General features: G+C 47.0%; 19 protein-coding genes. 11 read left to right on the plus strand and 8 right to left on the minus strand.

What is annotated here, in order from left to right; all coding sequences use genetic code 11:
• Positions 1-133 precede the first annotated feature (133 nt).
• Together rpmI and rplT are read left to right on the plus strand one after the other, a co-directional pair.
• The gene (rpmI, locus tag ACYVF1_RS09090; RefSeq protein WP_190886153.1) at positions 134-328 is read left to right on the plus strand and encodes a 50S ribosomal protein L35; all 195 of its coding nucleotides are present in this window, start codon (positions 134-136) and stop codon (positions 326-328) included.
• A gap of 217 nt (positions 329-545) precedes the next feature.
• Positions 546-890, plus strand: coding sequence for a 50S ribosomal protein L20 (gene rplT / locus ACYVF1_RS09095; protein ID WP_461077862.1), 345 nt, complete (start codon positions 546-548; stop codon positions 888-890).
• 73 nt (positions 891-963) lie between these two features.
• On the opposite strand, the gene ACYVF1_RS09100 is transcribed toward rplT, so the two are convergent.
• A complete protein-coding gene (locus ACYVF1_RS09100; RefSeq protein ID WP_461077863.1) occupies positions 964-1404 on the minus strand; it encodes a nuclease A inhibitor family protein in 441 nt (146 codons plus the stop codon).
• 118 nt (positions 1405-1522) lie between these two features.
• Here ACYVF1_RS09100 and ACYVF1_RS09105 point away from each other — a divergent pair, with 118 nt between their 5' ends.
• Positions 1523-2071: a hypothetical protein gene (locus ACYVF1_RS09105; protein ID WP_461077864.1), complete on the plus strand. Its 549-nt coding sequence runs from the start codon at positions 1523-1525 to the stop codon at positions 2069-2071.
• A gap of 116 nt (positions 2072-2187) precedes the next feature.
• On the opposite strand, the gene ACYVF1_RS09110 is transcribed toward ACYVF1_RS09105, so the two are convergent.
• Complete coding sequence (locus ACYVF1_RS09110) at positions 2188-3900, minus strand: hypothetical protein (RefSeq protein WP_461077866.1); 1713 nt, start codon at positions 3898-3900, stop codon at positions 2188-2190.
• 407 nt (positions 3901-4307) lie between these two features.
• On the opposite strand from ACYVF1_RS09110, the gene dnaK reads away from it, so the two are divergent.
• Positions 4308-6236, plus strand: coding sequence for a molecular chaperone DnaK (gene dnaK / locus ACYVF1_RS09115; protein WP_461077868.1), 1929 nt, complete (start codon positions 4308-4310; stop codon positions 6234-6236).
• Between the two features lie 115 nt (positions 6237-6351).
• On the opposite strand, the gene ACYVF1_RS09120 is transcribed toward dnaK, so the two are convergent.
• Positions 6352-7578, minus strand: a complete 1227-nt coding sequence (locus ACYVF1_RS09120) for a PQQ-dependent sugar dehydrogenase (RefSeq protein ID WP_461077870.1) — start codon at positions 7576-7578, stop codon at positions 6352-6354.
• A 324-nt stretch (positions 7579-7902) separates the two neighbouring features.
• Here ACYVF1_RS09120 and ACYVF1_RS09125 point away from each other — a divergent pair, with 324 nt between their 5' ends.
• Together ACYVF1_RS09125 and ACYVF1_RS09130 are read left to right on the plus strand one after the other, a co-directional pair.
• The gene (locus tag ACYVF1_RS09125; RefSeq protein WP_461077872.1) at positions 7903-9084 is read left to right on the plus strand and encodes an SGNH/GDSL hydrolase family protein; all 1182 of its coding nucleotides are present in this window, start codon (positions 7903-7905) and stop codon (positions 9082-9084) included.
• A gap of 221 nt (positions 9085-9305) precedes the next feature.
• Positions 9306-10886 carry a Na+/H+ antiporter gene (locus tag ACYVF1_RS09130; protein WP_461077874.1) on the plus strand — a complete coding sequence of 527 codons (1581 nt, stop codon included), beginning with the start codon at positions 9306-9308 and terminating at the stop codon, positions 10884-10886.
• A gap of 116 nt (positions 10887-11002) precedes the next feature.
• Here the strand turns inward: ACYVF1_RS09130 and ACYVF1_RS09135 are convergent, their stop codons facing one another.
• Positions 11003-13960, minus strand: a complete 2958-nt coding sequence (locus tag ACYVF1_RS09135) for a glycosyltransferase family 117 protein (protein ID WP_461077876.1) — start codon at positions 13958-13960, stop codon at positions 11003-11005.
• Between the two features lie 270 nt (positions 13961-14230).
• Between ACYVF1_RS09135 and ACYVF1_RS09140 the strand changes: the two genes are divergently transcribed.
• Positions 14231-15559 carry a Na+/H+ antiporter gene (locus tag ACYVF1_RS09140; protein ID WP_461077878.1) on the plus strand — a complete coding sequence of 443 codons (1329 nt, stop codon included), beginning with the start codon at positions 14231-14233 and terminating at the stop codon, positions 15557-15559.
• A gap of 66 nt (positions 15560-15625) precedes the next feature.
• On the opposite strand, the gene ACYVF1_RS09145 is transcribed toward ACYVF1_RS09140, so the two are convergent.
• Together ACYVF1_RS09145 and ACYVF1_RS09150 are read right to left on the minus strand one after the other, a co-directional pair.
• Positions 15626-16519, minus strand: coding sequence for a bifunctional 5,10-methylenetetrahydrofolate dehydrogenase/5,10-methenyltetrahydrofolate cyclohydrolase (locus ACYVF1_RS09145; RefSeq protein ID WP_461077880.1), 894 nt, complete (start codon positions 16517-16519; stop codon positions 15626-15628).
• 126 nt (positions 16520-16645) lie between these two features.
• Positions 16646-17146, minus strand: a complete 501-nt coding sequence (locus ACYVF1_RS09150; protein ID WP_461077882.1) for a DUF4385 domain-containing protein — start codon at positions 17144-17146, stop codon at positions 16646-16648.
• 144 nt (positions 17147-17290) lie between these two features.
• Between ACYVF1_RS09150 and ACYVF1_RS09155 the strand changes: the two genes are divergently transcribed.
• The 3 genes from ACYVF1_RS09155 (at position 17291) to ACYVF1_RS09165 (ending at position 19236) form a co-directional block, all read left to right on the plus strand.
• The gene (locus ACYVF1_RS09155) at positions 17291-17782 is read left to right on the plus strand and encodes an RNA polymerase sigma factor (protein ID WP_461077884.1); all 492 of its coding nucleotides are present in this window, start codon (positions 17291-17293) and stop codon (positions 17780-17782) included.
• A gap of 11 nt (positions 17783-17793) precedes the next feature.
• Positions 17794-18423 carry a hypothetical protein gene (locus ACYVF1_RS09160; protein ID WP_461077886.1) on the plus strand — a complete coding sequence of 210 codons (630 nt, stop codon included), beginning with the start codon at positions 17794-17796 and terminating at the stop codon, positions 18421-18423.
• Positions 18424-18492: 69 nt separating this feature from the next.
• Positions 18493-19236: an SOS response-associated peptidase gene (locus ACYVF1_RS09165; protein WP_461077888.1), complete on the plus strand. Its 744-nt coding sequence runs from the start codon at positions 18493-18495 to the stop codon at positions 19234-19236.
• 62 nt (positions 19237-19298) lie between these two features.
• Here ACYVF1_RS09165 and ACYVF1_RS09170 read toward each other — a convergent pair whose 3' ends face one another.
• The gene (locus ACYVF1_RS09170) at positions 19299-20231 is read right to left on the minus strand and encodes an ROK family protein (RefSeq protein WP_461077890.1); all 933 of its coding nucleotides are present in this window, start codon (positions 20229-20231) and stop codon (positions 19299-19301) included.
• A 209-nt stretch (positions 20232-20440) separates the two neighbouring features.
• Positions 20441-21358 carry a tetratricopeptide repeat protein gene (locus ACYVF1_RS09175; RefSeq protein WP_461077892.1) on the minus strand — a complete coding sequence of 306 codons (918 nt, stop codon included), beginning with the start codon at positions 21356-21358 and terminating at the stop codon, positions 20441-20443.
• A gap of 79 nt (positions 21359-21437) precedes the next feature.
• Here ACYVF1_RS09175 and ACYVF1_RS09180 point away from each other — a divergent pair, with 79 nt between their 5' ends.
• Entirely contained in the window at positions 21438-21686 is a 249-nt protein-coding gene (locus ACYVF1_RS09180) for a hypothetical protein (RefSeq protein WP_461080706.1), read from the plus strand.
• The last annotated feature ends 42 nt before the right edge of the window (positions 21687-21728 follow it).

A 21728-nucleotide genomic window follows, 5' to 3' on the forward strand; every position in this document is an offset into this window, starting at 1 on the left:
AAAGTTGGCTGGCGCGAGAACGAAGATTATTCGCCAGCCAACTTTACAACGGCATAACCCTATAACTTTATAACTCTTTTTCGTATCTTTGCGGCCTGTTTACGAAAAAGTTCTCAAAAAAGCGGTTACTCCAATGCCAAAAGTAAAGACAAACTCGGCTGCCAAGAAGCGTTTCAAGCTGACAGGCTCCGGCAAAATCAAGCGGAAGCATGCCTTCCACAGTCACATTCTGACGAAAAAAACGACCAAGCAAAAGCGTAATCTGGTACACGATACGTTAGTAGCTGGTCCGGATGAGCGACGTATCAAAATGTTGCTGAACGTCTAATCAGAATGAAAATGTAAACTGCTTATCTAAGCAGTTTACGAAAAGGAGCGAAGTCGTTCCTGGTTCACGTTTCACCCGATCCCAGGCATAAAAAGAGAATGTATACTGTTTAATGGAAATGAATAATGGTTAGTGACAAGGGTCATTTTACATTAGGCATTCTACATTATTCATTAATTAACCTTCCGCCTGTTATCAAAAAACAACTAACAATACAATGCCACGTTCCGTCAATCACGTTGCCTCACGGGCGCGTCGGAAGAAAGTAATGAAGCTGGCCAAAGGCTATTTTGGTCGGCGTAAAAATGTTTGGACAGTTGCTAAGAACGCTGTCGAAAAGGGTCTTGGATACGCATACCGCGACCGCCGTGCTAAGAAACGTGATTTCCGGGCTCTCTGGATTCAACGTATTAACGCCGGTGCGCGTATCAATGGTACTACCTATTCAGTCCTGATGGGAGCCCTCAACAAGTCCGGTATCGAACTTAACCGTAAAGTTCTGGCTGATCTGGCTATGAACCACCCGGAAGCATTTGCCGCTGTTGTAGAACAGGTGAAGTAAACAGAATTAAAAATAGAAAAACCCGGTGATGAGCCGGGTTTTTCGTTTTTGATACGTCAATGAACAGCAATTGTTAGGTCTCAATTACTTTCGTTTTAATACCTGCGCGTGTGCCATCGGCCAGCCTACCCAGTAGAAAAACATCTATTTCGGTATTCCCCACTCTAAATACTTGCCGAACGGACAACTCTTTTTCGAGCTCCTGTTTCAACTGCTGAAATTGTTCAGTACGTGCCTTTTCCTCATCGCCATACCATTCCTGTTCGGTAATGATGGGAGCCCAAAAATCCGCTTCTGGAATTTCCTCTACATAAATTTCGGGCGGGAGCATCTGCCAGTCTTTAAGTTGGCTTACCGTCAGCGTTTCTTCCTGTTTTAAATAGCAGGTAACGGGTTCAATGGGCTCATCCGACTCGCTGGGATACAGTAAATTAGTTAATAATGGGTTTATTTTATCAGTAAACGATTGGTTTTCTGAAACCGAACCGCTACTTTTTGGTTCTTCATTCGTCATAGTATGTAACAGATTCGGGGCAAATTAACTATTCAAGTTGAAGTTTGCTGAGGAATCTATCTAATTTTAACGCGCGGGCTAAACCCATTCCCGCTTAACCAATTAAAAACAAGCAGTCATGTTAGAAACACTAATGAATCTGGTAAAGCAGCAGGCAGGCCAGGCGGTGATTAATAATCCCGCCATCCCGAACAGCCAAAACGATAGCGTTATGGAGACTGTAGCCGGCAGCATTATGAGTGGCTTAGGTCAACAGGCGCAGGGCGGTGGTCTGGGTAATTTGCTGGGGATGGTTGTAAACGGTGCAAATGTGCAGAATAGCCCTGTAACACAGGGTGTTCAGCAACATGTTGAGCAAAGCCTGATGGAAAAACTGGGTATTTCTCCCCAGGTTGCGATGTCGATAGCAGGTGCACTAGTACCAATTGTCCTGAGCAAATTGATGCATAAAGCATCAGATCCGAACGATTCAAGCGTTGATGGTAACTCGATTCTGGGTGCAGCTACAGGTCAGCATGGCGTCGACTGGATGGGTATGGCCGGATCTGCCATGGCTGATGGTAAACTTGATATGAACGACCTACTGCGGATAGCTTCACAACAAGGCGGTGGAGGTAGTGGCGGAGGTTTGGGTGGTATGCTGGGCGGTCTATTAGGCGGTCGCTAGTGTATCGATATCTACGTAAAGATAAACGACAACTCGTGCGGGTTGTCTTTTATCTTTAACAATAGGTTAACACTGTTAACGTAATTGATAATCAGTGCTTTTGTATTGAGCTCTGATTATGTTAAAGTAAGGGTATGCTGAAATGGTGTAAAGCCGGTAAGGTATACAGTAGGCGCATCCATCGACGGTAACGAACCCCGCAACTGGACATTTTTATGCAGTTGTAAACCCGGCCCAAACGTAATAGTATCGCCCTGAGCCGTATAACTTCCTGACCCTGACAATAGAAAGGAATTTTCTCGATTCGGATGCTTCGTGACACCCGCGAACGTACCGCCTGGCCGAAAAATCAATTCTAAGGCAACCGGTACGTTGTCGGTACCGTTTATCTGAATCGTTGCTTCAATACCCTGCTGCACTTCGCGAATTATAATACGTGACTGAAGCCGTTGAATTTCACTTTGTTTACGATTCGTACGTAACATTTTCTCCCAATCGCCATCGGCGGGGATAGATTCCGGCGGATACGTTTGGTAATATGGCCCTTCTAGCGATTGGGTCAGAATCCACATGTCGCCCTGTTTGTCAATAATTTCAGTCTGAAACTGACCTTTTCCAAAAAATGAAGAGGCTATTCGTACTCCCTGCAAAATGGCGTTGCCTTTATGGAACGTTAACAAAACCGGATTAGCTTGCAAAATTGTACTATCCCAGGCTCCCCGCCGAATACGTACTAACCCTGATTTAGGGAAAGCCTTTACATAATTCGTAGGGAGTGGCTGGCTAGGCGGTAATTCGCGCCATATCGATGGATCATCCAGGAAATAATCAACGTAGTAAATCGATTTAGGCAAAAGCGTTTTCTCAATCTGACGACACATAGCTGCCATTTCACCATTTTTGTCGAGTAAGGCAATATACCGGTAGGCGTACCAGTACCCTTCGGGCGTACCGATTCCCGCCTTATCCTGTCGCCCCGATGCTTCTGTTACCAACTCACCATTTGGATGAAGGTAGTACAACGTCATGGCTAGATTTCGCCGAACATAGTCCAATAAATATGGTTTGTTTAAGTTCTTGGCAATCGTAATGAGCAGACGGTTTGTCAGAGGTGAGTATATTAGCGTACTACGTTCATTGTATTGTCCGTCATTATCCATGTCGATGTGCTCTGACAGCCAATGGTCAACACGGGCAACGTAGCGGGGATCTGGCCAGAGCGTATTGAGTTTAGCCAATGCCGCCGACACTACCCAGCGGTGATTAGGTGTATGAATACCTCCAACTGTCAGCGCTTCACCGGCCTTCAGCAGAAACGATTTAAACGTAGCAAGCACCCCGTCCATCATCGGCGTACCGGATTTGGCCAGTAACGAATACGCCGTAGTGAGTCGTTTTACAATAAAACCGGTATCGGGCGTCGAGTGGAAATTGGTAGCTGGTAAATCCAACGTACCGTCGAAATGCTGGATTCTTAGTAAGTACTTTAACGCTACGTCCATTTCCTGTAGCAAAGTTTTTGAGCGGTAATGTTCGGATTCTGAGCATGATATCGCACAGGCTGCTCGTCTGACAAAATCGGATGTGGTTTGTGGATTTGGGATGTCGTCGTAATCTTTCAGGCCGCCAAACGCTGGGCTTGAAGCATCCGTGATACGTAATGCTCGGACATTAACGAGCTGCTGATCATTACCTTTAATCAATTCGAGGAGCCAGGTGGGTTTTTCAGTTGGGGCTATTCGTTTTAGCTGAGCCAAAACAGGATAACTGAAAACAGGTAATAAACAAAGGGTGGTAGACCCATTACGTACAAATGTTCTTCGATTCATGGATAAATGGTTCTGGCAAAAAAGAAAGGGACGCAACCGGCATACGCAGCGACTACCAACGTAGTGAATACAAAAAAGAAGTAGGACGTATTTATACTGAAAATTAAGCGCAGGGGAGGCCGTTTTTTGGAATAGGCAATATGCCCTGACAATACAGTAGCTATTCGCATTACGTTAAGGTTGCTGCGTTAAGTACGTAACTAGAGAATTATGTAACCAGTGGAGTGTGACGGTCTGCCACACTTTAAATGGAACGGTACGTTAAAAGCGACATTGTGGCCCGGAAGGATACATGAATCTGCCAATCTGACAGCAAATCAAACAAGTTTGCCCGGCTGGCATTTGTATTGTTAGATAGTATACGTCTGTCAGTTTTTCAAACAGCCAACAAAGAAACTAAACCAGTTATGGGAAAAATTATTGGTATTGACTTAGGCACCACGAACTCGTGCGTGGCCGTGATGGAAGGCAACGAGCCGGTTGTAATCCCCAACTCCGAAGGCGCCCGGACAACCCCCTCGGTAGTGGCGTTTATGGACAACGGCAACGGCGAACGCAAAGTAGGCGCTCCCGCCAAACGCCAGGCCATCACCAACCCGAAAAATACGATTTCCTCGATTAAGCGTTTCATGGGTAAACGTTATAATGAGGTAACCAACGAAACGAAAACAATCGCTTACGACGTAGAGAACGGTCCAAACGGAACGCCCCGCGTTAAAATCGGCGATCGTCAATATACACCACAGGAACTTTCGGCCCTGATTCTGCAAAAAATGAAGCAGACGGCTGAAGATTATCTGGGTCAAACGGTAACCGAAGCGGTTATTACGGTACCGGCTTACTTCAACGATGCTGAGCGTCAGGCTACGAAAGAAGCCGGTCAGATTGCCGGTCTCGACGTAAAACGGATTATTAACGAGCCAACCGCTGCTGCTTTGGCCTATGGTCTGGATAAAACCAACCACGATCAGAAAATCGCCGTATTTGACTTAGGTGGTGGTACATTTGATATCTCGATCCTTGAACTCGGTGATGGTGTATTTGAAGTAAAATCGACCGATGGTGATACGCACCTTGGTGGTGACGACTTCGATCAGGTGATTATCAACTGGCTGGCTGATGAGTTCAAGAAAGACGAAAGCATCGATCTTCGTCAGGATCCGATGGCGCTGCAACGCTTGAAAGAAGCTGCTGAGAAAGCTAAAATCGAACTGTCGAGCTCGAACTCAACAGAAATTAATCTGCCGTACATCATGCCGGTGAACGGTATTCCAAAACACTTGGTACGTACGTTGAGCCGCGCAAAATTCGAGCAATTAGCCGATTCGCTGATTCAGCGCAGCCTGGAGCCTTGCCGTCGCGCCCTGAAAAACGCAGGTTTGTCGGCCGGTCAGATCGACGAAGTAATTCTTGTCGGTGGTTCGACCCGGATTCCGAAAGTTCAGGAAGAAGTAGAAAAACTCTTTGGCAAAAAACCGTCGAAAGCCGTTAACCCCGACGAAGCTGTAGCTATCGGTGCTGCTATTCAGGGAGGTGTATTGACGGGTGAAGTGAAAGACGTATTGTTGCTCGACGTTATTCCTCTCTCGCTGGGTATTGAAACGATGGGTGGTGTGTTCACCAAAATGGTAGAAGCCAACACGACCATCCCAAGCAAGAAAGTGGAAACGTACTCGACGGCGTCGGATAACCAGCCAAGTGTAGAAATCAACGTATTGCAGGGCGAACGTCCGATGGCGGCTCAGAACCGTCAACTAGGTCGATTTATTCTGTCCGATATTCCACCAGCGCCCCGTGGCGTACCTCAAATTGAAGTTACGTTCGACGTAGATGCCAACGGTATTCTGCACGTAACGGCGAAAGATAAAGGCACTGGCAAAGAGCAAAAAATCCGGATTGAAGCGTCGAGCGGTCTGACCGAAACCGAAATCAACCGGATGCGCGAAGAGGCCAAGGCCAATGAAGCCGCTGATAAAGCTGAACGGGAGAAAATTGAGAAAGTCAACCAGGCCGACTCGATGATTTTCCAGACCGAGAAACAATTGAAAGAGTACGGCGATAAGCTGTCGGAAGGCAACAAGACGGCCATCGAAGGCGCTTTGGCAAGCCTACGCACAGCCCACGGTTCACGCGACGTAGCGGCCATCGATACTGCGCTGGAAGGTCTGAATGCAGCCTGGGCAACAGCCTCGCAAGAGATGTACAATGCAACCGGTGGCGCAGGCGCTAACCCAACCGACGGTGCTGGTTTCACTGGTAACGCCGACGGTGGTGCCAACCAAGGTCAACCTACGGGCGACAACGTATCGGACGTACCGTACGAAGAAGTGAAGTAAAACCAGGATTAAATTGATTTAAAGTTTAATCTGACAAAAGAAGCCCCTGCTGGAAACGGTAGGGGCTTCTTTTGTCAGATTAAACTTGTTTTGTCAGCTTGGCTACTGTTCAATATTACCGACTCACCCGGTAAATAACGCCGTTCGTGTCATCAGTGAAAAGTAATGACCCGTCGGGCAACGTAGCGATGCCAACCGGTCGGCCAAATTGGGCCTGGTTATTATTGACCAGGAAACCCGATACAAAATCTTCTGCCCGAACGGGTTTGTTGTTTTCAAAATGGACACGTATCACTTTATAACCAGAAGGTTGTGTCCGGTTCCAGGAGCCACGCATGGTGACAAAGGCATCGTTTTGATATTCGGCTGGGAAACTGCCTGGGGCACCGGTGCTGGTATAAAAAATCATACCTAATGGGGCTGCATGAGGGTCATACTGAAATACCGGTAACGTAGTTTTAGCCAGAATTTGTGCATACGTAGTGTCACCCATCGGACGAGGATGCGGATTGTAATTGCCATCCCCATAAATGTATGGCCAGCCGTAAAACGCGTTTTCCTTAATGACGTTCAACTCCTCGGATTGTTGTTCATCGCCAAGCCAGTCAATGCCGTGGTCGAAACCATAGAGTTCTTTGGTTTGCGGATGCCAGCCAAAACCTATGGTGTTACGTAGCCCTTTAGCAAAAATTCTACGTCCCGTGCCATCCGGATTCGCCCGGAGCATAGTGGCATGTTCGGGATTTGGTTCGGCGCAGGCATTACAGGTACTACCAACCGTGATGTACATAAATCCGTCTGGACTGAAACCAATCGTTCGGTTCGGGTGCTGACCTGCGTCAGGAAGGTTGTTAATCAGCACTTGGGGCTGGCCTAACGTACCATCGGTGTTTATATCAGCTCTATAGACCTCCCGAATTGCCACCAGATACATCTTATTTGTATAAATGGTGAGTCCATGAACGTCTTTAATATTGGCTACGACCTTCTTTGTATCGGCTTTACCATCGCTGTTAGTATCCTGCAAAAGCGTTACGGTGCCTGCCATTCGATCTGTTACGTATACGTTCCCCGACGTACCGACCGCCAGCATACGAGGCTTACCAAGCTGGTCTGCAAATTTTCGGACGGTAAAACCTGCGGGAACTTTCAACTGCGCAATCCGATCGTCGGTAGCTTCTACCAGAGCTGGCTCAAACACATTTCCCTGAATTCCTGACGTAGTAGGGCTTTTATTGGTTTCTGGAACATTGATTTCCAATACGTCATCTTTTTTGCAGGAGCTTACCAATGACATGGAGAAAATGACCGATAAAAAGGCCATTGCTTGTAAATTTTTCATTGAGTCGATTAACGTTGAGTGAACTTAATACGGCGTATATCTTACAAAAAGAGCCGTGAATTTGCCTTATAAATACCTTCTAGATATGGATAGGTTTTACCGGGAGCTAATAAATGAGAATATGGACTTTTTATAATGCACTGCTTACGTATTGAAGCTAATTCTTAATCCCGAAATGGCCTTTACCTGGAAATGGCATCATTTAGTTGTAATAAGTGACCTTATTATAAGATCATTAGTTAAATAGATAATTTTTAGAAATAATTGTCGTTAAGTCATGTGGTTCGCCTATAATTATCCAATAATTTCTTTAATGAATTATGTATGATTAAGCTAATACATTTATATACTGATAGGAGACACGGATTGCTACGTTCGGTTGTTCGTCGCAGTTTGTATTTGCTCTATCTCACTTCTGTGGTGGCCGTTTTACTCGAAATCTGTCTGCGTATATATAACCCGTTGAATCCCAGAATTAAAAATGATAAAATAATTCTGCCGGTAAGTAAAACGTATGAGCTTACGATGGAAGGATTACCCTCCGTAGAACGAAACGCCATCCATACCAAGAATTCACTTGGTTTTCGGGGCGAAGAACCACCTAAAAACTGGTCGGATCATCTGACGGTCTTAACGGTTGGGGGTAGTACAACCGAATGTTTCTTCCTGGGCGATGGTAGCGACTGGCCGGCTCGTTTTGCGCAGCGTATGCATCCACAGATGAGTAATTTATGGGTAAATAACGCTGGACTTAATGGACATTCTACTTTTGGCCATCAGGTGTTGCTCGATGATTATTTGTTAAAGCTGCATCCAAACGTTATCCTGTTTTTGATTGGAATCAACGATGTTGGTAAAGACAAAATGGATGGTTTCGACAACACGATGCTAAAAAACACGTACGTCGATCTGGGGGATGCCTGGTGGAAAAACCTGGGACGTACCATTGCGCAGAACAGCGAAGTAGTAGGGTTAATCCGACTGGTGAGCCGGGGAATTATTACTCAAAAACTGAATTTTCATGACAACATTTACCGACCTGTACACCCAGGCGATACGTTAAGAATTGCCTTGACTGACCTTCAGGACAAGCTGGCCCTGGTGAAAAATTTCCTGCCTGCCTACCGCGAACGAGTAATGAAATTAGTGAATACTTGTCGTCAGAAGGGAATTGAACCGATTCTAATCACTCAGCCGTTATTAGTTGGCTTCGGCAAAGATCCGGTTAGCCAGACCGACCTTGGCAAATTTCGGGTAGACAAAAACGAAAATGGGGAACTGTGCTGGAAACGACTTGAAGTGTACAATGACGTAACGAGAGCTGTAGCCGCTGGTTTACAAGTGCATTTGGTTGATTTAGCACGGAAAATGCCAAAGAGCAGCGAGTATTATTACGATGACATGCACTTTACGGAGGCTGGTGCCAGTAAGGTAAGTGAGGTACTATCAGAGGATTTAGGTCCGTACTTCCAGCAAAAATATAATACAACGCAGGCAAGCTTATAAACTTCAGATTAACCTGTTAACAGCCCGCCACTACGTTTCAACGAGTAGCGGGCTGTTGCCGTTACGTATATCCAGATACGTAGCGTCTGAAAAACATTTTTAATTGTCCCGTTTTCCGAAATCAATTCAGCAGAGAATCGTTACGTTGCCAGGATTATGAAGTGAACTTGAAAAAATGACTTCACTGTGTAATTTCGCTGATTACTGTTTTAAATTCACCCATGCACCAAAGCTTACTTTTATGTCTATCGTTGTTGCTGGCCGTTTCACTTCTGGTAATGATTGGTCAGCGATTACGAATTCCAACACCTATATTTTTAGTGTTGAGCGGTTTAGTGATTAGCCTGATTCCTGGAATACCCGAAATTAGTGTTGATCCCCAACTCATTTTCCTGATATTTTTACCACCTCTACTCTACGAAGCCGCCTGGTTTACGTCCTGGAAAGAATTTTGGCGTTGGCGACGGATTATCCTTGTATTGGCATTCGGTCTGGTTATCGTTACGGCATTTGCGGTAGCCTTCGTATCCAGTGCCGTTATCCCCGGCTTTACGCTGGCACTTGGGTTTGTATTAGGTGGTATTGTATCGCCCCCCGATGCCGTTGCTGCTACGTCGGTACTGAAAGGGGTTAATGTATCGAAAGCAACGATTAGTATTCTGGAAGGTGAGAGCCTGGTAAATGATGCTGCGAGTCTGGTTGTGTTTCGGTTTGCGGTGGTTGCTGTTACGTCGAGTTCGTTTGTTTGGCAGGATGCTTCCCTCAGTTTTGTGTGGGTTACGTTAATGGGGGTAGTAGTGGGGTTAGTGGTGGCTGGTGCTTTTTACGCCATTCATCGATGGTTGCCAACATCCACCCGGATCAGTATCTTACTGACATTTATGGCGCCCTATTTTATGTATCTGGCAGCCGAAGAGTTTGATGTGTCGGGGGTGATGGCCGTTGTTAGTGGCGGATTATTTCTTTCTAATCAAAGTCACGTCATTCTCAATCATAGTTCACGCATTCAGGGTACAGGTATGTGGGCTACCGTCGTTTTTGCGTTGAACGGTCTGGTATTTATTCTGATTGGCCTGGAATTGCCTGTTATTATGAAGGGTTTGGGTAATTATTCAACAACCGAAGCTGTATTGTGGGCTTTGCTTATAACTGGCGTACTTGTTGTTACCCGAATGGCATTTGCGTTTTTTTCAGCTGCATTCACACAGTTTATCGGTCAATACATAACCGTAGCTCGGCGAAATGTCGGCTGGCGCGGGCCCGTTATTCTGGGATGGGCAGGTATGCGAGGGGTAGTTTCACTGGCGTCGGCCCTGGCTGTTCCGTTAGAAGTTCCACACCGTAACCTGATTTTGTTTATTACGTTTGTCGTCATTCTGGTCACACTGGTCTTTCAGGGGCTAACGCTGCCTTTTGTAATTCAACTGGTGAATTTTAAGGACGACGATGTGCGTATACCGGAAGAAGAACAGGAAACAAAAATTCGCCTGAAACTTCAGAAAGCTGCCTTAAATCATCTGACCGAAAATTATGCTAATGAGATAAAGGCCAATGAATTAGTGGGCGATATGAGGGACCGGATAGAAAACGATATGCTCCAGACAAAACGACATCTGGAATCTATCGAAAGTGACGGTGAAATTCTGGCGCAATACAACCAGATACGTAACGACATTCTATCCGTAAAGCGGACCGCCTTACAGCATTTTCGTAAAAAACAGGAGTTTGATGATGAAGTAATCCGCAAAGAGGAAGCCCGGATTGATCTGGAAGAAGAAAAAAGCAACCACCCAATACATTAGGAAGTTAAAAGGTTATAGGGTTATAAAGTTGTAAAGTTGGCTGACGCCAAAAAACAATGGTTGCGTCAGCCAACTTTACAACTTTATAACCCTATAACCTTTTAACTTCTTGATTTTTAGCCAAATGCATTAATATGCTTTTGGAAAATGGCGTCGTATTTGCTGGCGGCAGCCGTCTGTTTGGCTTCCTTACAGGCTTCAACGATCGTTTGCAGAATATACAAATCGGAGTCGGGGCTACCAAAGCGGTTGCCGTTGCCGCTCTTATCGTAAGTCAGATTCTGGTCGGCGCGGGCCGCCATTGTGTCGGCAATTTCGAGCGCTTTCTTGGTGTCGCCTACCTCAAACAGGAACCGGACGTAGTTCGACGAAATCTGGTCATACGGAATGCTCTTGTCGGGTATAACTTTCAGCGAATAATTGAGCACCTCAAGCGCCTTAGCCTTGTTGCCTTCGCGGATAAGCTGGTCGGCTAAGCGGAAGAACGCGATACGGGCAGAAATCACGGGTGGGCCTTTGTAGGTTTCGTCGTAATACACATTCGGGTTATCGAATTCGCGCCAGAACGTTTTCTTCGTCATGTTCGTGTACATAATGTCCGAATTAACGTAGCCATCGGTAGCTCCGGGAACGGCCACCGGCATCAGCCGATACGCATAACCTTCTAACTGCATGTAGTTCTTCAAACTCAGGTAATTATCGCTCGCTAACGTACTCGAGAAATAGATCGGGCGCTGCCAGTTATTGGTGGCAATGATGTCGAGCATAATCAGATCAGGCTTATAGAGGTCTTTCTTTCCGATAGTCCACTGCAGCGTATCTTTCATCAACGGACGTAGCATGGATGGCACAAAATTCGCCTTATCGACCGATGCTTTATCGATGGGCAGGAACAGCACCGACGAGGGCAGAATACTGGTCATATCGCCACTGGTAAGCGGTACCTGCACCGCCGGATTGTTCGTCTTAATCAGGTTGATGTACTGTTTAAGATCGATTCCATCTTTTACACCAGCTACCTCATAGAATGGCACAATATCGTTTTTGCCTTTATTGAAGTTGTCGAATTCCAGCGAAATCGGCAGCGCATCTGACTCGTACGTTTTGCGTTTCATCTGCTGAATATACCACTCCGTACCCAGCAGACTTAAATTGCACACGCGGACATCGCGCCGGAAACCTTCTACCTCCTGAACGTACCAGAGTGGGAACGTATCATTGTCGCCACCGGTAAACAGTACGGCGTTGGGTGCGCAGGAGTTTAACAAATTCTTCGCAAAATCGACGGATTGATAGCGGTTATCGCGGTTGTGGTTGTCCCAGCTTTTCGCGCCCATCATCACCGGCACCAGTAGACAGAGCCCGGCAACCAGACCGTTACGTGCTACGTCGGATTTGAGCGAGTTTCGCAGCCCTTCGGCCAACGCCATTACGCCAAGTCCGAGCCAGATGGCGAAGAAATAGAACGACCCTACGTAGATATAATCCCGTTCACGTGGTTCCGATGGGGGCGAATTCAGGAAGACTTGCAGCGCGATACCGGTAAACAAAAACAGCAGCCCCACAATCAGGAAGTCGCGCCGACGACGGAAGTACTGGAACGCGATACCAAACAATCCCAGCGCAAAAGGCAACATGTAGAAATTGTCGCGGGCTTTATTATTCTTAAGCAGATCCGGAGCTCCGCTGTCCGACGACCAGGGAAGGAGGTAACCTGCACCTTCTTCATCGCTCTCACGACCGGCAAAGTTCCACATCAGGTAACGCCACCACATGTGCCCCAACTGGTAACTGAACAAAAACTTCAGGTTGTCGCCCATCGTTGGTTTTTGTCCTTCCGCCAGCCCCAGCATCTGCCGGTACAGCGCCGGGTGATTCTGCTGGCTGCTGTATACACGCGGGAATAGCATCTCATCGCCCGGTGCATAGACGTATTCTGGCTGATGATCGAACACTACGTATTTGTTACCTTCTTTTTTCCAGATAGCCGCTCCCTGTTTCTGGTCGATTGGGCGAGAGGTGAAAACGGGACCATAAAGTAGTGAACGACTGCCGTATTGTTCCCGACGCAGATACGACAGGAAGTTCAGCGCATCGCTCGGGTCGTTTTCGTTGATTGGCGGATTAAAATCGGCACGTACCAGTACCTGCATGTATGACGCATACCCGATCAATACGAACGCTAACGAAAGCAGAGCCGTATTCCAGACAACCCGCTTGCCACGTGTTGACCAGATAATTCCGTAAGCAATGGCCCCCAGAAAAACAACAGTAAAAATAATTACGCCTGTGTTGAAAGGCATCCCCAAGGTATTAACGAAGAACCGTTCAACGACAAAGGCCATGCCCGGTAATCCCGGAATAATTCCGGCGTTGATGATCGCCAGGATAACCAACCCAATACCAGCAGCAATTACGCCACCCCAAAAAGTTGGTTTCGGTTGTTTTTTGAAGTAATAAATCAGGGCCAGTGCAGGCAACGTAACAAGGTTGAGCAAGTGAACGCCAATAGAAATGCCTGTCAGGTAAGCAATTAAAATGAGCCAGCGGTTAGCAGCAGCTTCGTCGTCGATACGTTCCCATTTGAAGGCCGCCCATACGACAATCGCTGTAAAAAACGACGACATCCCATATACTTCCGCTTCGACGGCCGAAAACCAGAACGTATCGGAGAATGTGTAAGCCAGCGCGCCCACGGCACTCGTGCCCAGAAGCAGCAACGTATCGCCGAAGTTGTATTCACTTTCTGACTTTCCTAACAGCTTCTGCGCCAGCATCGTGATGGTCCAGAACAGAAAAGCGATGGTAAACGCACTCGCCAGCACCGAGCCCATATTCACCCAATACGCTACGTTGGTCAGATCGCCAAACGAAAACATCGAGAAAATACGGCCTAACAAAAGGAAAAAAGGAGCGCCGGGTGGGTGAGGAACTTGTAATTTAAACGAACACGCAATGAACTCGCCACAGTCCCAGAAACTGGCGGTTCGCTCAACGGTGCTTGCATACGTAAACAGCGCGATGACGAAAACAACCCAGCCCCCAATGGTATTCAGGCGTTTAAATGATTGCATACAATAAAAAATTAACGTAGTGCTTTTGTGTAAGTAGCAGCCAAAACAGACCGTGCCAAAATTACGTAAAAAGAAGCCCAAACGCCCCAGTACGTCCTGTTAAAGTTTGTTAAGGTAAGATCGCTCAACGCGTTACTACTACGTTCGTAATCGCCGTTTATCTGCATACATCTTACCATAGATTACGAACAAACTGTCATTTTTGCACTGATTTTTCCTTGTTACGTTCGTCAGGTGAGGGATGTAGTTTAAAAAATGGTTAGGCGTCTTATGGAAAATTACAGCATCGTTTTGTTTTTGCTGGCCGTCATGATTGGCTTATCGGCGGTGGCCGATAAAATCAAACTGCCCTATCCGATCCTGATGGTAACGGCCGGAATTGCCGTAGGTTTTATTCCGGGAACACCCAAAATTGAGCTGGATCCTGAGATTGTTTTTCTGATTTTTCTGCCGCCCCTGCTCTACGATGCCGCCTATAATATTTCAATGACCGAATTCCGTACCAACATGAGTACGATTTCTGGGCTGGCATTCGCACTGGTCTTTATTACGACGGTTGCCATTGCCGTGCTGGCTTATTTTTTAATTCCGGGCATGACCTGGTCGCTGGCTTTTGTACTTGGGTCAATTTTGTCGGCCACCGACGCTGTGGCCGCTATGAGTATCACCAAAGGGCTGGGATTATCGCACAAAACCCTGACCATTCTGGAAGGCGAAAGCCTCATCAATGATGCTTCTGGACTTATTGCCTACAATTTTTCGGTGGCGGCTGTGGCTGGTACGTCATTTATTTTCTGGAAAGCAGGGTTGCAGTTTCTTGGCCTGATAGGAGGAGGAATTTTGGTGGGAATGCTACTGGCAAAAGTTGTCGGTTTCGTGTTGAGACGAATTCCCCGAAATAATCTGGTGGCGATCAGTCTTACGTTGCTGATGCCGTTTATTGCGTATTCATTGGCCGAAGAAGTGCACGTATCGGGTGTTATCGCCGTTGTAACCTTGGGCCTGTTGACGTCTCAATTTAAGGCCAAACTTTTTCCTGATGGGACAAAAGCCCAATCCAAAGCGATATGGGAAATAATTGTTTTTATTCTGAATGGATTAGTGTTCGTACTTATTGGCCTTGAGTTGCCTTTTGTGCTGGAACGTATTGACAAACAGGAAATTTTGCCACTGATTGGCTACAGCTTTCTGATTTGTGTACTGGCCCTGGTTATTCGGATGGCGCGTGTGTTTCTTCAGAAAGTTAACCTGGAGCGCACTTTTCTTCAATTCCAGACTCAGCAGTTGACTCCTACCCAAATGAAGCGAATGGTATGGCTGGAAGATGCGCAGCTAGACTGGAAAAATTGCCTGATTATCAGTTGGTCCGGTATGCGAGGAATTGTTTCACTGGCTACCGCTCTCGCCCTTCCTTTAATGACCAACGGAAAAGAATTTCCCCAGCGTGACACCATTATTTTTATCGCTGTCGTAACAGTTCTGATTACGTTAGTGGCGCAGGGGCTGAGTTTGCCCATGCTTGTAAAACGATTAGACGTTGATGGCGATAAGGCTGAAGCCGGGAAAAAAGTTAACATCACGCCATCAACGCCTAATTAAAACTGTGAACTCAATCGCCCCTTTAGGTTTACTTGTTGATAAAGCTAAACGTTGTGCTGTATGGCTTCAATCATGGTGAACACCATACACCTCACCCCGCGCGGCCTTCAGCGTATTCTGCATCAGCGAGCAAATTGTCATCAGGCCAACGCCACCCGGAACGGGCGTAATAAAGCTGGTTTTGGGAGCTACTTCACTAAATTTTACGTCACCTTTGAGCGCGAACCCGCTTTTTTTGGTAGCGTCTGGCACCCGCTCCAGGCCTACATCAATGACTACGGCACCTTCTTTCACCATGTCGGCGGTTACGAACTCCGGCTTGCCTAAAGCGGCTACCAGAATGTCGGCTGTTCGGCAGATTTCGGCCAGGTTTTGGGTGCGGCTGTGCGTGAGCGTAACGGTGCAGTTGCCTGGATACGTATTGCGCTGCATAAGAATCGACATGGGCAACCCAACGATCTGACTGCGGCCAACCACCACGCAGTGTTTACCCGACGTTTCGATGCCATACCGTTTCAGCATGTCGAGAACGCCCTGTGGAGTCGCCGATACGTAAGCAGGTAATCCTTTGGCCATCCGGCCAATATTAATGGGGTGAAAACCGTCGACGTCTTTGGCTGGATTGATGGTTTCCATTACCCGGTCGGGGTTGATGTGGGCGGGGAGAGGAAGCTGCACAATCAAACCATCCATATCGGGGTTGTCGTTCACTTCTCGCACTTTGGCCAGTAGTTCATCTTCTGTAACCGACGTATCGAACCGGATCAGGGTGGAGTGCATACCCACTTCCTCGCAGTTCTTCATTTTCGACGCTACGTACGTTTCTGACGCCCCGTTGTTGCCGACCAGAATGGCGACCAGATGCGGAATTTTTCCGCCCTGTTCACGTATTTCCGCGACTTCAGCCGCAATTTCCTGTTTGATTTGAGAAGAAAGGAGTTTACCGTCAAGGAGTTGCATGAATAAAAGAATGAAAGAGCGAAAGAGTAAATGAGCGAAAGAGTTGGCGCAGAACATTCGCTCTTTCGCTCATTCACTCTTCCACTCCTTGAAACCGTAGCGCAAAGTAGCGCAAAGATTAGCAAACTACCCGTATTTCTCCTGCCATTCCTTTTTAAGTTGTTTGTACGTAGCATCTTCTCGCGCTTCCAGATACTTGCCGTAAAAAATCCGGGCCGATTCTGCTTTTACGGGGTCTTCTTCGCGCGGCAACTGATCACGTCCGTGCGCGCCCGACTGGCCTTTTTTATCATCAGGAACGGGACCATCGTATTTTTTGCCCGTGCGGTGATTGGCGTATCGACGGGACCGGGTATAGCCCATTTGCAGGAATTTCCGGGCCATGTCCATGCCAATGAAATCGCCTTTTTCTTTATAATCGAGAAACAGTTGAAAGATTTTCTCCGACGATTCGCGGGCAATCTCAGGCGTCTTGAAGCGCCAGTGGGGCAGGATTTCGTCTTTGTACGGACGCACAAGCAGAACACCCATCTCACCTTTTCCTACGCGGTAAAGTTCTGGTTGTTCGCGCAGGTCCAGGTGACGATAGTCGAGGTCGTAGTTGAAAGCGCGGTTGTTAATGGCCATGAACGTATCGTTGCTACGTTATATTGACGAATACGTAGCGGATTTTGTTTACCAGAAACGCTTAAACGGGTTGCGCTAAATTTTCCGAAAAGCGTTGTAAGTTTTTTGTTCAGGCCAACGACTAACGGGCAAAGACAATCAGTAATGGAAATCGAATTTGTCCAGTTTATCAATACGTATCCCCGAATTCTGCACAAAGTTTGTCGGCTCTACGGCCGGGATGAGGAAGACCGTAAAGATTTGTATCAGGAAATTATTTTGCAACTGTGGCGCGCGTTCCCAACGTATCGACGGGAATCGCAGGTCAGTACCTGGATGTATCGAATTGCCCTGAATACTGCGATTTCACTCTATCGTCGGGAAGGGCGACGTATTACTTCCGTTAAACTGGAAGATGATTTTTTGACAAAAATACAGGCAACTGCTACGTCGGATCAGGACGAACGTATCGAGCAGTTTTACGCGGCTGTCGAGCATTTGTCGCCGATTGAAAAAGCGATTGTCTTTCTCTACGTTGATGATAATTCGTATGAAGAAATTGCGCGAATCATGGGCATTTCTCCATCAAATGTAGGCGTGAAACTGAATCGGATTAAAGGAAAACTGAAACGTATTGTCGCATCGACCAACGCATAACTAGCATGAACATGGAACTGAATTTAGATGAGTTTAAAGCTAACTGGAAAAATTACGAACAGAAACTTGACGCAAACCAGCGGTCAACGCAGCATATACTAGCTATAGTTCAGCGAAATCGGTCGCGGAGCACACTTGACAAAATGATTCAGGAGATACGTTTGCCGGGGGCGATTCTGTTCGTGCTCACCTGGTTTTTTATCGCCGTTATTGTGGGAAATGCATTCGATTACACAGAGGTTGTCCACTACGTTCCGGCTGGATGCTACGTTCTGATTGCGGCTACGGGGTTTTATTTTTTGATGAAGCACCTCGCTACGTTGCGTCGTACTACGTTGCCGACGCACGATTTGCGGCAGGCGATTATTACGTTAATTGCGCTACGTATACGCCATACAACCCTTATGAGGTGGGTCTGGATACTGGCCATGCTGGCGGGGTCGATGATTATGCTGCCAACTATAGTACGTCGATTTGCCAGCAACGGATGGTTGTATACCGGGTTGATTGTGGGTATTCCGATTGCCATTACAGCCCTTTCAATTGGGCTGGCGTCGCTGGCTGGAATGTTCAAAGATCCATACCTGGATGAGTTGCTGGCGCAAGTAGATGAGCTGGATGAATTACCTCAAAATAGATAAACCAGAGCGGACATTTATGGGTTAAATAAGTAGACCAATCAGCAGTCGAACGACTTGCTTTGCTGCCCTATGTGTTATCACAAATCCCTTAATGTCAACGCTGACGAACTGGAAAAGCGCTACGATGCGGAGTTTCCGGAAGCGGCTAGTTTTCAGCCCGTTTATCATGCCAATGCCTACACATTTCCGGCCTGGCCTATAGTGACGCATCAGGAGCCGGACAAGTTGCAAATGATACGTTGGGGGCTGATTCCGAACTGGACGAAAAGCCAGGATGCCGCCAATGAAATTCGGGCGAGAACCATCAATGCCCGCGCCGAAACTATCTACGAAAAACCATCGTTTCGGGGAGCCGCACAGTCGGGGAAACGGTGTGTCATACCGGTGACGGGCTTCTACGAATGGCACACGATTGGAAGCAAGAAATTCCCGTTCTACATCAACACCACCGACCAGAAAATCACATCCATCGCTGGACTCTGGGATGAATGGCCGGACCCTGAAACGGGGGAATTAATTAAAACATACACGTTGCTGACAACCGAAGCCAATTCACTGCTGGCGGCCATTCATAATTCAAAAAAGCGGATGCCCTGCCTGCTTACGGCAAAAGCCGAACAGGCTTGGCTACACGACGACTTGAGCGAAAAAGATGCACTGGCTTTAGTAAATCACCAATACCCTGTTAATAAATTGCATAGCTACAGCATCAGCAAGCGTATTACGTCCCGAACGGAGCCAAATGACGTAGCGGAGGTACTAAAACCGTCTGACTATCCTGAATTGAGTAAGAAACCCGAATTGTTTGCGTAATAGCAGAGGGCATGGGGGTTGGGCATAGTGTTGGTTGAGTAATTAACCCTATGCCCAATATCTTACAGCATGGCGGCTCCGAAAATGCCGGCGCTGTCGCCGAGTTTGGGTTTCAGGAAACGAGTGTTCATTTCGCCACTGTTGAAGACATATTTTCGGGCGCGTTCGGCCCCTTCGGTGTAGAGCAAATCGATGTTGCCAAGTCCTCCGCCAATAACAATTGCGTCAGGATCAAGTACATTAATAATCACCGAAATGGCTTTGCCAAATGATTCGAGCAGCCGGTTAATGGTTTGGCTGGCGAATAAATCGTTTCCTTGCTGATACCGCTCAGCAATCTCCTCCATGGTACGTTCTTCGCCACTAAGTTGCTTATAATACTGTTGCAGAGCGGGGCCCGAAATAACCTGTTCTACACAACCTTTTTTGCCGCAGTAACAAATGTGCCCTTTTTCGTCCAGTACGTTATGGCCCCATTCGCCCCCAAGCCCCTGTAGGCCGTTCAGCAAAAAAGGATGTCCGTAGGTGCTGTCGTATGTACTACGTACCACCATACCGCCACCAACCCCAGTACCCATTATCACACCAAAGACACTTTGATAATCAGGTACTACGTCGGGAACGATACCCATAGTCGCTTCGGCCAGAGCCAGGCAATTAGCATCGTTGGCAATCTCAACGGGAAGGCCAAGGCGTTCGCTCAAGTCCTGTTTCATCGGTTTGCCATTCAGTACTGTTGTGTTGCAGTTTTTCATGGCCTGCCGAGCAGGGTCGAACGTACCGGGCGTACTAAAACCAATACGTTCGGGCTGTTGACCAGTTTCGGCTTTGAGAACATCGATTAACCCTGTGATCTGGTTGAGTATATGTTCATAACCAGCTTTGGCCTCTGTATCAATACGTTTCCGAATCAGGACGGCATCAGGAGAAGGAGCCGATAAGACAATACCTTCGATTTTGGTGCCTCCCAGGTCAATACCCCAATACGTTTTCATATAATTTGCCGATTAACGAACGGTTTACCGTCGCGGCTATGAATTATGATTTTAGCGGAAATATAAAAAACCCGATTTATTAAATCTCAATTGTCCGTCACGAATTGGATTAAAAGTTACTTAACAAAAAGGCATATTGCTGGCATTGGTGATAGGCATAAAGCCCTGTTTACCTTTACAGCTTTCGGTTATTCGCTTAATGAGATAAGTTATTTAGTCAGTTCATCAGTTGGCACCCCCAGTTTTTTAGCTTGATCAAACTCACTTTTAGCTTTCGCAGTTTGATTCTGACTCAAATAATATTGCCCCAGCGTACGGTGTGCCCAGCCATTCTGAGTATCGAGTTGCAGGGATTCCTGTAGCAACGGCAATGCCTCGGCGGTACGTTTTAACTTGAGCAGGAGGTAAGCTTTGTTGTTCAAATAATATGGCTGCCGAGGCTGCGTTTGTAAGGCTTTGTCAACGTAAGACAGTGCCTCAGCGTAGCGTCCGGACTGCGTCAGCAACAAACTTTGGTTGTTGAGAGCAGCGTCTTGCTTAGGGTTCAATTGCAGTGCCCGCTGGATGTCGGCCTTTGCTTTCGCATAATCTTTCTGCTGGAAATACCACGCGCCCCTGTTTGTCAGCGCATCGACATTGTCGGACTGTAGCTGCAAAGCGCGGTCGTAGGCGGTTTTGGCTTCGGAAGGCCGATTGAGCTGAGTATAAGCGTCGCCCAGTCGAGCCTGATAATACGTAGAGTCGCGATACGTTTTGCCGATACGTTGCAGGTCGGCCAGGCTTCCGGCGGCTTCACCCAGCTCTAGTTCAACCTCCGCCCGATTCAGATAAGCCGTTGCAAAATCGGGATCAGCCTGGATGGCCCGTGTATAATCGGCCAGCGCACCTTCGCGATCTCCATTGCGGAACCGGGCCAGTCCCCGGTTATTATAGGCATCGGCAAAGTCGGGCTTTTTGGCCAGCGCTTCCGTATAAAAACGAATCGCTTCTTTATACTCTCGTTTCTGAAGCTGGACATTACCCCGAAGAAAAAATTGAGCCGCTTCTTCAGTGCTGGACGTGCAAGAAAAAATGAAGAATGATGAATGAAGAATGATGAATATTGCGAAAGATAGTTGGCGAACCAAGTTGTCTATCTTTGCTGAAGAATTTTGAATGGCAGAAGTAACATTCATCACGTATTTTTCATCATTTATCACTCTCAACGTGCGATTTGTTCAGGAGATTCCTCACCCTCAGTTCCGGATTGGACTGTATGCCTGGAACGGCAAATATATTGTCAAAATTGAAGCCGGACCGTATGAGCAGACATATAAAGTTAATGAAATGGATTTGCTCCAGCCCGATGCCGTGCCCAGTCTACTTGATGAAACGTTTCTGAAAAAGGTTCTACAGCGATTTCAGGAAATGGACGCCGACTGGCATTCGACTGGAGAACGTAACGATGTTTTCTAGGGTATACTATACTGTGTACTTGCTTAAAACGTTACGTTGTCT

It is taken from the genome of Spirosoma flavus, assembly GCF_054778555.1.

What these genes read in the sequence shown, in the direction of transcription:
- ACYVF1_RS09140 (WP_461077878.1), top strand. Translation starts at nt 14,231, where the DNA reads ATGGAAAATTACAGCATCGTTTTGTTTTTGCTGGCCGTCATGATTGGC.
- ACYVF1_RS09120 (WP_461077870.1), bottom strand. Translation starts at nt 7,578, where the DNA reads ATGAAAAATTTACAAGCAATGGCCTTTTTATCGGTCATTTTCTCCATG.
- ACYVF1_RS09165 (WP_461077888.1), top strand. Translation starts at nt 18,493, where the DNA reads ATGTGTTATCACAAATCCCTTAATGTCAACGCTGACGAACTGGAAAAG.
- ACYVF1_RS09155 (WP_461077884.1), top strand. Translation starts at nt 17,291, where the DNA reads ATGGAAATCGAATTTGTCCAGTTTATCAATACGTATCCCCGAATTCTG.
- ACYVF1_RS09130 (WP_461077874.1), top strand. Translation starts at nt 9,306, where the DNA reads ATGCACCAAAGCTTACTTTTATGTCTATCGTTGTTGCTGGCCGTTTCA.
- ACYVF1_RS09135 (WP_461077876.1), bottom strand. Translation starts at nt 13,960, where the DNA reads ATGCAATCATTTAAACGCCTGAATACCATTGGGGGCTGGGTTGTTTTC.
- ACYVF1_RS09150 (WP_461077882.1), bottom strand. Translation starts at nt 17,146, where the DNA reads ATGGCCATTAACAACCGCGCTTTCAACTACGACCTCGACTATCGTCAC.
- ACYVF1_RS09100 (WP_461077863.1), bottom strand. Translation starts at nt 1,404, where the DNA reads ATGACGAATGAAGAACCAAAAAGTAGCGGTTCGGTTTCAGAAAACCAA.
- ACYVF1_RS09160 (WP_461077886.1), top strand. Translation starts at nt 17,794, where the DNA reads ATGGAACTGAATTTAGATGAGTTTAAAGCTAACTGGAAAAATTACGAA.
- rplT (WP_461077862.1), top strand. Translation starts at nt 546, where the DNA reads ATGCCACGTTCCGTCAATCACGTTGCCTCACGGGCGCGTCGGAAGAAA.
- dnaK (WP_461077868.1), top strand. Translation starts at nt 4,308, where the DNA reads ATGGGAAAAATTATTGGTATTGACTTAGGCACCACGAACTCGTGCGTG.
- ACYVF1_RS09110 (WP_461077866.1), bottom strand. Translation starts at nt 3,900, where the DNA reads ATGAATCGAAGAACATTTGTACGTAATGGGTCTACCACCCTTTGTTTA.
- rpmI (WP_190886153.1), top strand. Translation starts at nt 134, where the DNA reads ATGCCAAAAGTAAAGACAAACTCGGCTGCCAAGAAGCGTTTCAAGCTG.
- ACYVF1_RS09170 (WP_461077890.1), bottom strand. Translation starts at nt 20,231, where the DNA reads ATGAAAACGTATTGGGGTATTGACCTGGGAGGCACCAAAATCGAAGGT.
- ACYVF1_RS09105 (WP_461077864.1), top strand. Translation starts at nt 1,523, where the DNA reads ATGTTAGAAACACTAATGAATCTGGTAAAGCAGCAGGCAGGCCAGGCG.
- ACYVF1_RS09125 (WP_461077872.1), top strand. Translation starts at nt 7,903, where the DNA reads ATGATTAAGCTAATACATTTATATACTGATAGGAGACACGGATTGCTA.
- ACYVF1_RS09145 (WP_461077880.1), bottom strand. Translation starts at nt 16,519, where the DNA reads ATGCAACTCCTTGACGGTAAACTCCTTTCTTCTCAAATCAAACAGGAA.